The organism is Cupriavidus sp. UYPR2.512 (assembly GCF_000379565.1).
Taxonomy (GTDB): Bacteria; Pseudomonadota; Gammaproteobacteria; order Burkholderiales; family Burkholderiaceae; genus Cupriavidus.
The window spans coordinates 16,238-31,244 of the sequence record NZ_KB903184.1 but is presented as its reverse complement, the minus strand read 5'-3'; the positions used below and the strand labels follow the sequence as shown (position 1 = coordinate 31,244).

The window sequence follows — 15,007 nt, the reverse complement described above, 5'->3', positions numbered from 1 at the left end:
CTCCCACGCTGCCCGCCGGTGGTTGCGCTGGCCGCCATCCAATGGAAAGATGTCGTCTACGGGCCCCGTGCCCGCAACCCGACTGCCCGCCGCGCGGGCGTGGAGGCTGCCGTGACTGAGTTCTGCCCGAAGCGTCCATCCTCGTGCATCGCCCTGCTGCTGGCCGCCGGCGCCGTCCTGGCCCCGGCCCTGGCCAGCGCCCAGACCCCGGCGCCGCTGGCCGAATGGCAGTTCTCCGCCGGCATCCCGCTGCAGAAGCTGTTCGAGGAAGAAATTCCGGTCTGGCAGGTGCGCGTGGGGGCGGCGGCCATGGTCCGGCCGCGCTACGACGGCTCTTCCGAGTACATTGTCCTGGGCGGCCCCAGCATCGATATCCGCTACCGCGACCTGGCCTTTGCCTCGGTCGGCGAAGGGCTGGGCGTGAACCTGCTGCGGGGCAAGAACTGGCGCGCGGGGATTGCGCTGTCCTACAACCTGGGGCGGCGCGCCAAAGAGGATTCGCCGCACCTGGACGGCATGGGCAATATCAACCCGGCGCCGGAAGGCAAGCTGTTCGCGGAATACGCAGTCTCGAAGGAATTCCCGCTGGTGCTGCGCATCGACGCGCGCCGCAGCCTGGGCGGCAGCGACGGGTGGGTCGGAGATATCGGCGCCTATATGCCGCTGCCTGGCAGCTCGGAGAAATTCTTCTGGTTCGCCGGACCCACCGTCACGCTGGCGGACTCTCGCTACATGAACGCCTGGTACGGCGTCAGCGCGGCGCAGGCCCGCGCGGGACGGCCGCAGTACCAGGCAAGCGGCGGCATCAAGTCGTACGGGTTCGGCGTGACTTCCGTCTGGTATTTCGCCAAACATTGGTTTGCCAGCTCGGACGTGGCCATTTCGCAGCTCGCCGGGGATGCGGCCGACAGCCCGATCACGCGCAAGCGGACCAATGCGGTGTTCGACCTGTCGGTTAACTACGAATTCTGAGGTTCGTTGCCGTCGCCTCCGGGCGGCTATCGCACAGTGGATGGGTTGCACCCGCGCCAGGGCCGGCATCGCCCCGGCATCTCGATCACTACATCCCGCATAATTTGGCCAGCCGGAGTATCCGGCCGCAGAGTCCCCACCAGGGGATTGCCGAAGAATGCCAAGGAAGGAGATGTAGTTGAAGTCCAGCATCAAGCATCGCGCCGCGCTCAGCTCGCGTTTCGCCGCCATCGCCATTGCCGGCCTGGCCGCCGCCCACACCGCCCCGGCTGCCCTCGCCGCTGAAGCGTGGCCCGCCAAGCCGATCAAGGTGATCGTGCCTTACACCCCCGGCGGTTCCACCGACACGGTTTCGCGGGTCGTGTTCGAGCAGGTCTCGCAACGGCTGGGCCAGCCCATCATCATCGAGAACAAGCCCGGCGCCAACAGCACCCTGGGCGTCGGCGTGGCTGCGCGCTCGGCGCCGGATGGCTACACCTTCGTCTCGGTGCTGGCCGCCTACAGCGCGAACATGTCGCTGTACTCCAAGCTCAGCTACAAGCCCACGGACCTGGTGCCGGTGGCTGAGATGGCCGAACTGCCGCTGTTCCTGTTCTCCAGCAAGAAGCTGCCGGTCAAGACCGTGGCCGAACTGGTCGACTACGGCAAGAAGCATCCCGACACGCTGACCTTCGGCTCCAGCGGCGTCGGCAGCTCCGCGCACCTGACCGGCGAGCGTCTGGCGATGGCATCAAAGCTCAAGCTGACCCACGTGCCGTACAACGGCAGCGCGCCGATCCTGCCCGCGCTGGTGTCCGGCGAAGTCTCCGTCGCCTTCGACCCATTGCTGGTGCCGATGCCGCATGTGAAGTCGGGCAAGATCAATGTGCTGGCCGTGGCCTCCGCCAGGCGCTGGCCGGGCGAGCCCAACATCCCGACCATGGAAGAAGCAGGTTTCCCCGGCTTCGTGATGAGTTCCTGGACCGGGCTGATGGCGCCTGCCGGCACGCCGCAACCGATCGTCGCACGCATGGCCAGGGAAATCGCCGCGGCCACGCGCAGCCCGGAAGTCACGAAAAAGCTGACGGACCTCGGTTTTGTGCCCGTGGGCGGTACGCCTGACGAGTTCCGCAAGCTGATTGAGCGTGATACCGCGCGCTATGCGGAGATTGTGAAGGCGGGGAAGATTACGCTGGATTGAGGTTGCAGACCGCGATACAAGCCCGGGCATAAACGTGGCGAGCTACCAGGCTCGCCACGTTTTTTTGGATGGCGACTACCGGGTAAAGGTCTCTTGTCGACCCAAAGCGGCGATTCCCGCGCCGCGCCCCGCAGAAATTCTTTATTGAATTCGGACAGCGAGCCCTCGTGATCGATCTCGACGCCGAAGTTCGAATCAGTCTCGAGGCGCTCAATGGCGACCTTCACGCTGAATCCTGTGAAGGTCATGCCTGCCCATTGCCCCACTATTTCAGGCGATGACCTTCTGGTCTGCGGCAGGCTGCTCGCGCATGCGACGGGCTTCGTCGCGCAGGAACTGCTGGTAATCGTCCAGATCGCCGTCGAAGGGCTCGACGCCGCCCTTGGTGACCAGCCAGAACTCGTCACATACGGCGCGCAGCAGGGCGCGGTCGTGACTGACCAGCATCACTGTGCCTTCGAACTCATTGAGCGCCATGCCCAGCGCTTCGCGTGTGGCCAGGTCGAGGTGGTTGGTCGGCTCGTCGAGCAGCAGCAGGTTGGGGCGCTGCCACACGATCATGCACAACACGAGCCGCGCCTTTTCGCCGCCGCTCATCGTGCTGACCGCCTGATGGACCATGTCGCCACTGAAGTTGAAGGTGCCGAGGAAGGTGCGAAGGGATTGTTCGGTTCCACTCTGGCCAGGGGCGCGCATGTGAGCCGGCGTGTCCTTGGCAAGGCGAATCATGTGTTCCATCGGCGTATCGAGCGGGCGCAGCACGTCGAGTTCCTGCTGTGCGAAGTAGCCGATATTCAGGCCCTTGCCTTCGCTGATTTCGCCGCCAATCGGCGCCAGCGCGTGCGCCACCGTCTTCACCAGCGTGGATTTGCCTTGACCGTTGGCACCGAGAATGCCGATGCGCTGCCCGGCCAGCACGGAACGGTTGATGCCCCGCACGATGACCGTGGGCGGCGTGCCCGGCAGTGCGCCTGCCGGCGCCGGATAGCCGAAGCTCGCGTCCAGCATCGACAACAGCGGGTTCGGGACGTTGAGCGGCTCCTTGAACTCGAAGTTGAACTCTGCCTCGGCAAGCACCGGTGCGATCTTCTCCATGCGTTCGAGCGCCTTGACCCGGCTCTGTGCCTGCTTCGCCTTCGAGGCCTTGGCCTTGAAACGGTCGATGAATTTCTGCAGGTGGGCGATCTTGTCCGCCTGTTTCGCCACCGCGGCCTGCTGCAATACGAGCTGCTCGGCGCGCATGTCTTCAAACTTGCTGTAGTTGCCGCCATAACGCACGAGCTTGGCGTTGTCGACGTGCACCGTCACCTGCGTCACCGCGTCGAGGAATTCGCGGTCGTGGCTGATCACTACCAGCGTTCCTGGATAGCGCTTGAGCCAGGCTTCCAGCCAGACCAGCGCGTCGAGGTCGAGGTGATTGGTCGGCTCGTCGAGCAGCAGCAGGTCGGACGGGCACATGAGCGCGCGCGCCAGTTGCAGTCGCATGCGCCAGCCGCCGGAGAAACTGTTGACCGGCTGACTAAGCTGCGCAGCACTGAAGCCAAGGCCCAGGATCAGCGCTTGGGCACGTGCGGGGGCATCGTGTGCGCCGGCGTCGTGCAGGGCCATGTAGGCGTGCGCCATGCGCATGCCATCGTCGCTGGCCTCGGCGGCGGCGACTTCGGCCTGCGCGGCCAACAGCCCGGTGTCACCCTCGACGACGAAGTCGGTCGCGCTCTGCCCGGTCTCCGGCATCTCCTGTGCAACCTGGCCCATCTTCCACGCAGCGGGAATCGAGAACTCGCCGCTGTCTTCGTGCAGCGTGCCGTTGAGAAGGCCGAAGAAGGACGATTTGCCGGCGCCATTGCGACCGACAAGACCGATCTTTTCGCCGGGGTTAAAGGTGACGCACGCGCGGTCGAGTACGACATTGACGCCACGACGCAGCGTGACATTACGGACGGAAATCATAGGGGGCTACTTCGGAGAGGATAGGCATGATAGCCGAACGGACATGCAGGGCTGTCACTTTTCTGGGAGCCGCTTGCGCTTTGCGGCGCCCACCGGCCACAAAGCAGGGCAGCCCCTGGCGCACCGGGCGTTCCGGCTGCGGGGCCAGCGAACATAGCGGTGAATGACGGCTACTGGCTGCGGATTCAACCGGCAGCCTGGTGCCGCCAGACTATGGCTGCCTCAGAACGACCCAGAGGCGAACTTCGTTCCGGCTCGCCAGACAGCCGGAAAGCCGGCGTACAAGGGGTTAGCTCATTAGGGCACCACGGTGCTTGCCTGCGCGGTGATTGTCGTGCGCGAGCGAGACGCCCCCCTTAGCCGAGTTGCTCGGCAAGGCCGACGATGATGCCCTCAGGCCCACGAATATAGGCGAGCCGGTACGATTTTTCGTACTGCATCCGGCCAATGAGTTCTGCGCCATGGGCCTGCATCCGCGCAACGACAGCATCGATGTCATCGACGGCAAACAGGATGCGACGAAGACCCAAAGCGTTCACTGGCGCGTCCACTGGACCAAACCTGACTGCATTTGGCGTGTGGAATTTGTCCAGTTCAACCCCCTGCCCATCGGGAGTCCGCAGCATCACGAGGGTGGCTCGGACGTCTCCAAGCCCTATGAGGCTCCCGACAGAAGGCCCTTCAACCGTGGTTTGGCCCTCAAGCTCGAGGCCCAACTCGACAAAGAAAGCCTTCACCGCTTCGAGATCGTCGACAACTATCAGGACGTTGTCCATTCGCTTGACTGTCATGTCCTTCGGTCCCTCTCTTAACGGTGCCGCGTATTCGGGGGGAATTGGCGTCCAGTGTGTTGCTGTGGCTGGCACGCCTCAGGCGACGGCACCTGGCGGCGCATGACGTGCCAGGAAGCGGTCCAATTGGCCAGCGAACGCCTTGCTGTCCTGTGGAGCGTACGGTGCCGGTCCGCCGGTATCAACGCCCGAGCCGCGCAGTTGGTCCATCACCTCGCGCATCGTCAGGTACTCCTGGATATTCTCACGGCTAAACCAGCTTCCGCGTGGGTCAAGCACATAGGCGCCCTTGTCGAGGACCGCGGAGGCAAGCGCTATGTCCGCCGTAATGACGAGATCCCCGCTGCTGACCAGTTCGACGATACGGTCATCGGCGACGTCGAAGCCCGCCGGCACTTGCAGTGCCTTGATAAAGCGGGAAGGCGGCGTGCGCAGATACTGGTTGGCAACCAGCGTGACGTACACTTTGGCACGTTGTGCGGCCCGATACAATATTTCCTTGACGACAACCGGGCAGGCGTCTGCGTCAACCAGTACTTGCATCGCGGTACTTCCAAGTGAGTGAGGGAACGCTCATATTCTGACGTCTTTCCTATGGTTGCGAATCCAGCCTGCGGCGAAGATCCACCGCTTCACCTAGCACGTCCAGCACTGCCACCGATTCGTCCCACCCGATGCAGGCGTCGGTGATGCTCTGTCCGTATGACAAAGCGGACGGACTGTGCTCGCCTGGGGTGAACTTCTGTGCGCCGGGGAACAGATGGCTCTCGACCATCACCCCGAAAATGGATTCACTGCCGCTGCTGATCTGATGCGCCACGTCCCGCGCGACATCGACCTGCCGCTGGTATTGCTTGCTGCTGTTGGCGTGGCTGCAATCCACCATCAGCGAGTTGCCGAGGCCGGCCGCTTCCAGTTCCCTGCAGGCGGCCGCCACGGAATCCGCATCGTAGTTCGGGGCCTTGCCGCCACGGAGAATGACGTGGCAGTCTGGGTTGCCCTTGGTATGTACCGTCGCCACCTGCCCGTTCTTGTGCACTCCCAGGAAGTGATGTGGGCGAGATGCGGCCTGGATAGCGTCGATGGCAATCTTGATGTTCCCGTCAGTGCCATTCTTGAAGCCAATCGGCGCTGAAATGCCCGAAGCCAGCTCGCGGTGCACCTGGCTCTCGGTGGTGCGGGCACCAATCGCGCCCCAGCAGATCAGGTCGCCAATGTACTGGGGCGAGATCACGTCCAGGAACTCACCGGCCGCCGGCAATCCAAGGCGATTGATATCGACCAGCAGGCTGCGCGCGATGCGCAGGCCCTCATCGATGCGATAGCTCTTGTCCAGATAAGGGTCGTTGATCAGCCCTTTCCAGCCCACCGTGGTGCGCGGCTTCTCGAAGTACACACGCATCACGATCTCCAGGGACCCGGCGTAGCGCTGCCGCTGCTCCATCAGCCGCCGTGCGTACTCGAGTGCCGCGTGCGGGTCATGGATCGAGCAAGGTCCCATGATCACAAGCAGCCGGTCATCCTTGCCGTGCAGAATGCGCGAGATGCGCTGGCGCGTCTGGGTGACCAGGGATTCGACAGGCGTGCCCCGGATGGGGAAGAAACGGATCAGGTGTTCAGGCGGAGGCAGCGGAATGATGTCTTCGACGCGGGCGTCGTCAGTCACGCTGGTGCGGTCCGGGGGCGCCTGCCAAGCCTCGGCAATGGTCAACGGAGATTTCTGTGGATCATTCATGGCTAGCTCCTGGAGAACTGGGACAGGGAAGACCGCCGGCAGGCGCCAGTCAGGCGCGGCAGCGGAATCCGGGCAATGTGTCGTTGCGATGCGGCAGGTAGCGACGGCGACAGATCCTGAAGGACGGCCCAGGCGCGCTGGCGCGCGTCAGCAAACGCCGCAACCAGCCAGGACCTGGCTATTCTCACCCCCTCAGCCCTTATCGTCATGCATCCTCCCGAGGCCACTGTCGTGATTATCCGCCCGGCGCTGCGCAAAGCCAACCATGGCGATTGGCAAACCAGCCAATCAGCGGTCCCGGCTTTTGCGGGGGAACTACGATGTCAGGCCGCCCGCCGAATGCCCATAGCCGGGGCAAGACGGCAGCCGTGCGCGCCACGAAGCTTGGCTCGAAAGCCGTCTGTGTCGCGTGCTGCGATTCGGGGAAGATCAAGCCGTTGACGCCCCGGTCGGAGTGGATTATCGAATCGATCTCACGGCATGCCAACCGAAGATCCGCACTTCCTTAAAATCGCGCTCGCCCACCGGACATGTCAAAGACAGCGCCTGCATTAAAGCGGCTGGCGTCCGAACATAGCCACGCTACCAGGTGCGCAGCCTCGGCCGGATCACCCAGACGCCCGGCCGGGCTATCAGCAACCATGGCCGCCACCTCGTGGCTGCCGAGCGCGTGAATCATGTCGGTATCCATGGGCCCGGGCGCCACGCAATTAACGTAGATGTTGCGCTTCACCAGTTCGCGGCCGATTGCTTTGGTTAGAACGACCACGCCGCCGCTGGCCGCGGAGTATGCAGCCAGCCCCGCCAGCCCCTCCTTGCCGGCCAGCGAGCCCATATTGATGATACGGCCACCTCCCCAGCGCAACATGTGCGGCAACATCGCCTGCACGACGTACATGGTCCCCAGGAGATTCACGGCGATGATGCGATGCCATTGTGAGGCTTCGTGATTCTCGAATGGCTGCATCGGGCCAAGGTAGCCGGCAGCATTGACCAGGATGTCGAAGCGATATCCCGCATCGACCAGTCGCGCCAGCGCCAGCGCCACCTGCCCGGCATCGGAGACATCGACGACCTCAGTGCTGGCACCTTCCATCTGGAACGGCACGATATCCCAAGCATGCACAAGCGCACCACTGTCGATCAGTTGCGCAACGATCGCCCGACCGAGCCCCTTTGCACCGCCGGTCACCAGCGCTGCCTTCCCCGATAGATCATAGATATTTGACACGGCATCCCCAGCGCGCCATGGCTGCGTAGAAGCGGTAGCGCGCACGGCAAACGCCGCCCCCTCTTTATGACGCAGGCAATACCCTGAGCCTTGCCTCGTCGCGTCATCGGCGACAGGACTTGCCATGCAACCCACCCGCCGATCCCTACGGTACTAGCCCTCGTCGGGCATGCTCTGTTCGCTTCCAGACAAATACTTGCATGGTCGAAGGCGGCCACACAGACATGGTGTTCGCCGGCCGTCAGATGTCAGCGGAGTCCCTCTCGCGGTCGTCAATCTGCGCCACCGTGGGCGCTGAAGCTCAATTACGGCCCAGACCGTGACCAGCTAGCTGCCAGTCGACGTGTAGTGGCGCAGCCCGATACGCCATGCGCCGATAGCCGCCAGGAGAAAAACGAAACCCGTCAACGGTGACACCAGCCCGATCCAGGCCGGCGCACCGATCGGATCAGGCTTGCCCATTATCGCCAACGCAGGGTAGTAGGCGACGCAGGCCAGCGGCACAGCAAAGGTCAGCACGTACCGGAACCACCGCGCATACAAGGCCACCGGATATTGCGTCGCCTGTACGCCACCGTATGTCAGCACATTGGCGATCTCGAGGCGGGCCCTGCCCGTCAGCTCTCGGGGTCATACCCAAACTCGCGGAGTTCCTGCGAGCAGCGGCAAGCTTTGGCGATCTTTGCAGCCCACAGGATGGCGGCTTCGCGCGACGGGAGCTGCAGGACACAGAAGCCGCCGTCGAACTCCTTCGTCTGGGGATAGGTTTCGTTTGTGACCGTGCCGTCTGAGGCGACCATGAGGGGTGCGACATCCTCGTTGATACCACCACCGAACACGTACACGCCTGCAGCCTTTGCCTCGCGTATGACCTCGTGCGCAGCTTCGCCCACGGCAGCGAAGTCCTCGGCGGGGACTTCCATCGCCCTTCCAGGAAAGGAGATAAGGTATTTCGTCATCGTTCGGTCCTTCGGTTGAGGTCGGTGCTGTTTGTGAGGCCTAACGTGTTATGGGGCGATGTGTAACGCGCCCCTAATCCGGATGTGCGCTTTAACACGTGCAGATTCCGGGCATGTAAGCCGTTGATCTTGCAGCGTCTTTGCACTCATTGGCTATATTTTCATCCAGCATTGAATTTGCCGTGTTTTAGCGCTGCTGTTACAACTGGCCAGCGGCTGTGTGATCTTGCCATGAGGGTCATCAGATGTCGTCATATGTTTTGCCTTTTGCTCCTTTGTGTACGCGTGTGCCGCCGCTGAGAATGGTTCGTCGCCCAGACAACCGCGACCAGGTTTAACAGCCTGCTCGGACACTCGGTGAAGAAGGCTTGCACCAAGCCCTCTTCTAAACGCCTTCGCACGCCCTTGCTCAATGGGCGAGCCTTGGCTGGGGAGCCTTTGGGCTCGCCGGGTTTCCGAGTGCCCCGGTCTGCTAACCCTGCCCTGTGCTCGCCCACCCGGTTAGCAGCGGACTGCGAACAACTGATCCGACCGGAAGCGACGGCCCGTTCCGTGCGAAGTGCAACGAACAGACGTCCAAAACCGCGGTCCGGCACGCATTCCGGCAGGGCCGCGGCGACCGGACGCTCAGCCCAGCCCGGTTGCCATGGCCGGGTCCGTCACGCCATGCTGGCCGGTCTCCAGGCGACCTGCGAAGCGCCGTTCGAATCCGCTTTCGGCTTCCGTGACCGTGAAGTCGTACCAGTTGCCGCTCTCCTGCAGCGGCCAGTGGTGTTCCACCTCGGCGCCGGCCGTGATATGGAGTTGCCACGGACCGTCGTTACGATAAGCGTTGGGCGTCACCACCAGCGTCAGCGGCTTGCCTCCACCGTTGACTGCGCCCTTGCCGTCATTGCGCGCCGACAGGTAGACACTGCCCTTGTCCAGGTCGTAGCAGACGCGGATCTCAGGCGCATCGGCCACGGCGTCCGCAGGCAGTTGGCCCTTGAACATGCGCACGAAGCCGTTAGGCCCGTAGACCGCCAGGTCATAGCGCCCGTTGTCCGTGGCGCGCGCGTCCCATTCATCGTCCAGCATCTTGCCGGGCTCGACCGTGTAGCGGCGCGGAATCTGGTCCAGATGGAGCCGGTCGTAGACATGGAAGACTGCGCCCTGCTCCCCCGTATTGCTGAAGATCAGCTTCAGCTTGCCTATGGTGGGCTCGGCCAGCGCACTCGCATGGAGGACATAGGGCAGCGCGCGCGAGTACTTGGTGCCAGTCTCCTGGAACAGCGACGCCGGCACGGCCGGTGCCGCCGCCTTGGGTTTCGCCAGCTGCTCGGCGATCACCTGCTTATAGTTGCTGGTATCCGGCAGCGTCGGAAACACCTGGTCATTCGGCGTCCTGAAATCGAAGACGGAAGTCAGGTCGCCGGCCACTGCGCGGTGCCACGGGCTGATCGCGGGCACCGTGATGCCGAAGCGTTGTTCCAGGAAGCGCCCCATCGAGGTGTGGTCGAACACCTGCGAGTTGATCCAGCCGCCGCGCGTCCACGGCGAGATCACATACATCGGCACGCGCGGGCCGAACCCGTACGGGCGCAGGCGGATGGTCTCGCCGCTGGTGGTGGTGCCGTCGAGCGCCGTATTGCCGGCGGTGTCAAAGTATTCGCCGGTGACGTCGACGGTCGACTTGCCGTGCAGGACACCATTGGCGTCGTAGGACGGCACCGCGGCCGGCGGCATATGGTCGAAGAAGCCGTCATTCTCATCGAAGGTGATAAAGAACACGGTCTTGCTCCAGACCTCCGGGTTGGCAGTCAGCGCCGTCAGCACTGTGTTGATGAAGGCCGCGCCTTCGGTCGCGCTCGACGGCCCCCCCGGATGTTCGGACTGCGCCGGCGTCGGCAGGATCCAGCTCACGGCCGGCAGCGTGTCGTCCCGCACATGCGCGGCCAGCTGCTCGATGGTCCAGCTGCTCATGCCGTTGTCGTAGAGCGGATTGCCCGGCTGCGATTCACGGAAGCTCTTGAAGGCGAGCCCGCCATGCAGCAGGCCGCCCCAGTTGGCGTTGGGGTTCTGGTAGATGCGCCAGCTCACGCCCTTTGCCTGCAGCAGTTCCGGCAGCGTGGCCCACTCGAAGGCGGAACCCTTGTATGTGTAGCCCGGCGTCGGCAGCTTGCCGCCCACGCTGCAGCGCAGGTTGTTGACCTCCGCATCGTCAAGCGTGCAGTTGCGCCCCGCCTCGCGCATCGCGGGGTTATAGTTGGAGCCCGACATAAAGGTGATGCGGTTCGGGTCGGTGCCGCCGGCGTGGCTGCAGTGGTAGGCGTCGCAAAGCGTGAAGGCCTCGGCCAGCGCGTACTGGAACGGAATGTCTTCACGACGGTAGTAGCCCATCGAATGGTCGTTCTTGTACTTGGCCCAGAAGCCGAAACGGCCCTGGTTCCACGCATTCTGCGCATCCATGAAGCTATGCGGCGTGCCGGAGACGCGCAGCGCGTTGACGGCCGCACTGTCGAGGTGGAACGGCGTGATCTCGCGCGTGCCGTTCGACTCGAACCACACCGGCTTGCCTGACGGCACCGGCACCGGGAAGCGGTCACCAAAGCCGCGCACGCCGCGCATGGCGCCGAAGTAATGGTCCAGCGCGCGGTTTTCCTGCATCAGGATCACCACGTGCTGCACGTCCTGGATCGTGCCGGTATTGACCGCTGCGGGAACGGCGAGTGCGCGCGCGATGCTGGGCGGCAGCATCGACAGAACCGAAGCAGCGGCCGCGCTTTTGACGGCGCCGGAGAGGAAGGTACGTCGATCGATTTTGGTCATGATCGGGGGAATGGTAGGAGCGGACGATGGGGGGAGAGTCGCGGGCGTGTCAGGGTGCGCAGTGCACGCCCTTCTTCGACGCTGCCGCGTCGTCGGCTGCTGCCGCCTGCATGGTTGTCTTGACGGCCTGGGGAGTGATGCTGCTGCTATCTTCGCCGCCACCGCACGCGGTGAGGGCCAGGGACAAGAGCGCCGCGAGCAGCGCGGCGCGGCCATACCACAATGGCTTGTTCATGAGGACTCCTTATGTTCGAGGGCCAGGGGGAAGGGACTGACGCGACTCGAAGCGTAGGGGTTCGATGTGACATCAAAATGAATATTGCTCAATGCAGTTGTTGGTACATTTGAATTATTCTCATTTTCTGGACGTGGAACGACACCCGCCCCCGTCACTGACGGAGCAAGGCTGGACGACAATGCGGCAGGAAAATGTCAGGATGCCGGCGCGGGCCGGCTGGGGCTCAATATCGCTTGAGCGACAGGACGTCGAACGTACGCCGCAGCGTTTCGACGGAGGTGTCGTAGTCGGTAAGCGCGAGGCATGCGATCAGCACATCGATGATCGCCAGCTGCGCCAGGCGGCTGGTCATCGCCTCGGTCCGGAAGCGGGTCTCGCGCGCCATCGTGAACAGCACGACGTCGGCGAAGGCCTGGATCGGCGACTTGCCGAAATTGGTGATGCAGATGGTGCTGGCACCGCTCTCCCGGGCCAGCCGCGTGGCCGTCACGGTTTCGTGCGTGCTGCCCGAATGCGAGATGGTCAGCGTGGCAACCCTGGGGCCCGCGAGCGACGCGCTGATGGCCTGGATATGCGAATCCACGACCGCCTTCACGTTGAGCCCGATCCGCAGCATGCGGTACTGCGCATCCTCGGCGATCGGCGCCGCGCTGCCAATGCCATAGATCTCGATGCGTTCGGCCGCCCTGAGCAATGCGACCGCGCGCTCGATCGCGGCCACGTCGAGCACGGCGCTGGTGTCATGCAGCGTCTGGACGTTGCTCTGGAAGATCTTGCGCATGACCGCCGGGCAAGTGTCGCCGGGCTCGAGGTCTTCGTGGATGATCTGGACCCCCTGCACCAGTTCCTGCGCCAGCAGGATCTTCAGTTGCTGGAAGCCCGTCGCGCCCAGGCTCTTGCAGAAACCGACCACGCTGCCCTCGCTCGCATTGGTGCGCTCGGCCACTTCGCTGACCGACATATGGATCACGGTCTGCGGATACCGGGTCACGAAGTCAGCAATGCGCTGCCCGGCCGGCCCCAGCGAGTCCCGCATGCTGTGAATGCGCGCGAGCATTGCCGACGTGGTGGGCGACGGCGGCGCTGGCTCGGCGGTCTGCGCGGCCTCCGTTCTGGCCGATAACGCCTGCGACGATGATTTCCGGCCCTGCGCTGCGCCCGCGCCGCGGCGGCCCTTTACCATGGGCCCCGCCCGCCCATGGACTGACGGTAGGGCGCGAAGCCAGGGTGGCAAGACGGAATCGGCATCAATCGACCTGCAAAGTGTATGGTGAATTCAATGTTCCGGATGAAACCGGCAAGGCACGGCACGATGATAACCGCGTTGACAAACCCGGAAGTCACACCGGCCGCGGCCGCCAGCGAGATCGCCGGCGGCGCCCCCGTATGCGGGCGCGGCCTGCATCCAGCACCGAGATCCATATCTCGGCACCGGGGCATGCCCTGGCCGGCGGCGGACAGGGGCCCGCGGTGCGCGCGATGAACTAGCGCGCCTGGAAGCGTCGGTCAGTCGCGATACGCCCACAAATCGACCACGCGGCCACCATCGTCAGCAATCAGGCGGAATGCGGCAGGCTGGTAGTCGGTGTCGATGGCCAGGACGCCGGTGGCAGTGGCCGGCACCGTGCCGCAGGCTGACGCGGATAGCTTCAGGCTCAGCGTATTCGGCATGGCATGCGCGGAGAGCGCGCCGGAGAGTTGGCAGGCCGAAGCGCCGGGCGTGATTTTTCCCTCCGCCGAGACCGTGAAGCTTGCGCTGGCGCCTGAGGGCAGCACGGCCGTGTACGAACCTGCCACGCTACCGGCGTCCACGCTCGCCGCGGGCACAGGATCCTGACGCAGCAGCTTTACGTTGGCCGCAGCATCCGCACCGGGGGCGGCTACCCAGCTGCCGTTCTTGTCGCGGCGGTAGATGGTGGTGGCCTTGTCCTCGGCATCGGCAAGGGCCAGGTAGCGGCTGCCGTCCGTGCCGGCGTAGTACTTGCCGACGGTCGGGTTGTCGGCGTCGCCAACGCTGACGACATATGCGCCTGGGTCGAGGTCCGTGACGGACAGGCTCGCGGTGGCGGGCGGCGTGGTGTTGTCGGACGCGTCGTTGCCGCCGCAACCGGCGAGCAGCGCGACTGCCAGGGGGAACAGGGGAATGAGGCGTTTCATCGGGACATGCCTCACTGGCCGAACAGTTCACCCAGGCGCAGGCGCAGCCATTGCTGGCCCGCGGGACGCTGGTCGAAGCCGATCTGCATGGCGGTGACGGCCACCTTGGTCTTGTAGACCACGGACTCATCCTCGGCCTGCGCGGCGGTCGGCGTGCCACTGCCGGCGCCGATGCCCAGCCCGTACGGCGCCGTGCCGTTGAACTTCAGCGCATAAACATCGAAGGTGCCATGCCGCGAGAACGCGAACGGCGTGGCGGCCGACGGCGCGTTCGGGAAGTTGACGTTCAGCGCCAGCCCTGCCGGCAGCAGCGGACCGCCGTTGGCTTTGGCACGCAGCGCGTTGACCAGCTTGATGGACAGTTGCGCCACCACGCCGGACACCGGGCTCGCCAGGCCGGTATTGTCGACCGAGTCCGTGCCCGCGCTCAGGGCGATGGCCGGAATGCCGCGCGATGCGGCGAACTGCGCATTGCTGACGGTGCCCGAGCTGTTGACGATGCGGCCGACGTTCTGCCCTTCGTTGGGCCCGGACAGCACCAGGTCGGGGGCCTTGCCCCAGCGCGCGGGAGCCAGCACGTCCAGCCCGTACATGGTCGCCATCACCGGCGTGCCATGGGCGTAGTTGTAGTCGCCGTTGGTGTAGCCCGGCTTGGTGAAGGGGCCCACCGCCGGCTCGCCGGTGGCCGCCGCGCCGTTGTGGCAGCCGCCTTCGGCCTCGACCTGGGTCTTGTCGTTGTCGGGCACGATGACCGTGGTGCTGTACATCACGATGCCGGCGCCGCGGCCGCTCTGGCCGGTGCAGGGCACGCTGACGATGACGTTGTGGCCGGCGCCCTTGAGGGCGTCGTACAGCGCCTTCAGGTTGCTGGTCAGGCCATCGTCGTTGGTCAGCAGGACGTTCAGGGCGAAGGCAGGGCTCGCCGTGGCGGCCAGCAAGGCCGCGGCGATCAGGCGGATTTTCATGTCGTGGTGTCGAGGCGGTTC

Annotated in this window: 13 protein-coding genes and 1 pseudogene; 2 read left to right on the top strand and 12 right to left on the bottom strand. The window is 64.4% G+C overall.

The genetic code is table 11. The features are described from left to right. Positions 1-111: 111 nt before the first annotated feature. The gene (locus tag A3A5_RS0132840) at positions 112-972 is read left to right on the top strand and encodes a MipA/OmpV family protein (protein ID WP_369797843.1); all 861 of its coding nucleotides are present in this window, start codon (positions 112-114) and stop codon (positions 970-972) included. A gap of 178 nt (positions 973-1,150) precedes the next feature. Beyond that, a complete protein-coding gene (locus A3A5_RS0132835; RefSeq protein WP_018314685.1) occupies positions 1,151-2,152 on the top strand; it encodes a tripartite tricarboxylate transporter substrate binding protein in 1,002 nt (333 codons plus the stop codon). A 270-nt stretch (positions 2,153-2,422) separates the two neighbouring features. On the opposite strand, the gene A3A5_RS0132830 is transcribed toward A3A5_RS0132835, so the two are convergent. The 12 genes and pseudogenes from A3A5_RS0132830 to A3A5_RS0132770 form a co-directional block, all read right to left on the bottom strand. Continuing rightward, positions 2,423-4,102: an ABC-F family ATP-binding cassette domain-containing protein gene (locus A3A5_RS0132830; RefSeq protein ID WP_018314684.1), complete on the bottom strand. Its 1,680-nt coding sequence runs from the start codon at positions 4,100-4,102 to the stop codon at positions 2,423-2,425. A gap of 356 nt (positions 4,103-4,458) precedes the next feature. Then, a complete protein-coding gene (locus A3A5_RS0132825) occupies positions 4,459-4,893 on the bottom strand; it encodes a VOC family protein (RefSeq protein WP_018314683.1) in 435 nt (144 codons plus the stop codon). Between the two features lie 78 nt (positions 4,894-4,971). Continuing rightward, a complete protein-coding gene (locus tag A3A5_RS0132820) occupies positions 4,972-5,436 on the bottom strand; it encodes a YaiI/YqxD family protein (RefSeq protein WP_026201371.1) in 465 nt (154 codons plus the stop codon). A gap of 49 nt (positions 5,437-5,485) precedes the next feature. Further along, positions 5,486-6,628: a 3-deoxy-7-phosphoheptulonate synthase gene (locus A3A5_RS0132815; RefSeq protein ID WP_018314681.1), complete on the bottom strand. Its 1,143-nt coding sequence runs from the start codon at positions 6,626-6,628 to the stop codon at positions 5,486-5,488. A gap of 505 nt (positions 6,629-7,133) precedes the next feature. After that, on the bottom strand, positions 7,134-7,859 hold the full coding sequence (locus tag A3A5_RS0132810; RefSeq protein WP_026201370.1) for an SDR family NAD(P)-dependent oxidoreductase: 726 nt from the start codon (positions 7,857-7,859) through the stop codon (positions 7,134-7,136). 327 nt (positions 7,860-8,186) lie between these two features. Continuing rightward, positions 8,187-8,462: pseudogene (locus A3A5_RS0132805) on the bottom strand (ABC-2 family transporter protein); the annotation flags it as partial. Positions 8,463-8,476: 14 nt separating this feature from the next. Then, positions 8,477-8,818: a YciI family protein gene (locus A3A5_RS0132800; protein WP_026201369.1), complete on the bottom strand. Its 342-nt coding sequence runs from the start codon at positions 8,816-8,818 to the stop codon at positions 8,477-8,479. 627 nt (positions 8,819-9,445) lie between these two features. After that, positions 9,446-11,626: a phosphocholine-specific phospholipase C gene (locus A3A5_RS0132795; RefSeq protein ID WP_026201368.1), complete on the bottom strand. Its 2,181-nt coding sequence runs from the start codon at positions 11,624-11,626 to the stop codon at positions 9,446-9,448. A 49-nt stretch (positions 11,627-11,675) separates the two neighbouring features. Beyond that, positions 11,676-11,861 carry a hypothetical protein gene (locus A3A5_RS0132790; RefSeq protein WP_018314676.1) on the bottom strand — a complete coding sequence of 62 codons (186 nt, stop codon included), beginning with the start codon at positions 11,859-11,861 and terminating at the stop codon, positions 11,676-11,678. Between the two features lie 226 nt (positions 11,862-12,087). Further along, on the bottom strand, positions 12,088-13,047 hold the full coding sequence (locus A3A5_RS0132785) for a MurR/RpiR family transcriptional regulator (protein WP_232431527.1): 960 nt from the start codon (positions 13,045-13,047) through the stop codon (positions 12,088-12,090). Positions 13,048-13,370: 323 nt separating this feature from the next. Further along, a complete protein-coding gene (locus A3A5_RS0132775; RefSeq protein ID WP_018314674.1) occupies positions 13,371-14,021 on the bottom strand; it encodes a hypothetical protein in 651 nt (216 codons plus the stop codon). Positions 14,022-14,032: 11 nt separating this feature from the next. Further along, positions 14,033-14,986, bottom strand: coding sequence for a 5'/3'-nucleotidase SurE (locus A3A5_RS0132770; RefSeq protein WP_018314673.1), 954 nt, complete (start codon positions 14,984-14,986; stop codon positions 14,033-14,035). Positions 14,987-15,007 lie beyond the last annotated feature (21 nt).

Bases quoted from the DNA above. Each gene is read 5' to 3' on its own strand.
- A3A5_RS0132830 (WP_018314684.1), bottom strand. From the start codon at position 4,102: ATGATTTCCGTCCGTAATGTCACGCTGCGTCGTGGCGTCAATGTCGTA.
- A3A5_RS0132825 (WP_018314683.1), bottom strand. From the start codon at position 4,893: ATGACAGTCAAGCGAATGGACAACGTCCTGATAGTTGTCGACGATCTC.
- A3A5_RS0132820 (WP_026201371.1), bottom strand. From the start codon at position 5,436: ATGCAAGTACTGGTTGACGCAGACGCCTGCCCGGTTGTCGTCAAGGAA.
- A3A5_RS0132815 (WP_018314681.1), bottom strand. From the start codon at position 6,628: ATGAATGATCCACAGAAATCTCCGTTGACCATTGCCGAGGCTTGGCAG.
- A3A5_RS0132800 (WP_026201369.1), bottom strand. From the start codon at position 8,818: ATGACGAAATACCTTATCTCCTTTCCTGGAAGGGCGATGGAAGTCCCC.
- A3A5_RS0132795 (WP_026201368.1), bottom strand. From the start codon at position 11,626: ATGACCAAAATCGATCGACGTACCTTCCTCTCCGGCGCCGTCAAAAGC.
- A3A5_RS0132790 (WP_018314676.1), bottom strand. From the start codon at position 11,861: ATGAACAAGCCATTGTGGTATGGCCGCGCCGCGCTGCTCGCGGCGCTC.
- A3A5_RS0132785 (WP_232431527.1), bottom strand. From the start codon at position 13,047: ATGGTAAAGGGCCGCCGCGGCGCGGGCGCAGCGCAGGGCCGGAAATCA.
- A3A5_RS0132775 (WP_018314674.1), bottom strand. From the start codon at position 14,021: ATGAAACGCCTCATTCCCCTGTTCCCCCTGGCAGTCGCGCTGCTCGCC.
- A3A5_RS0132770 (WP_018314673.1), bottom strand. From the start codon at position 14,986: ATGAAAATCCGCCTGATCGCCGCGGCCTTGCTGGCCGCCACGGCGAGC.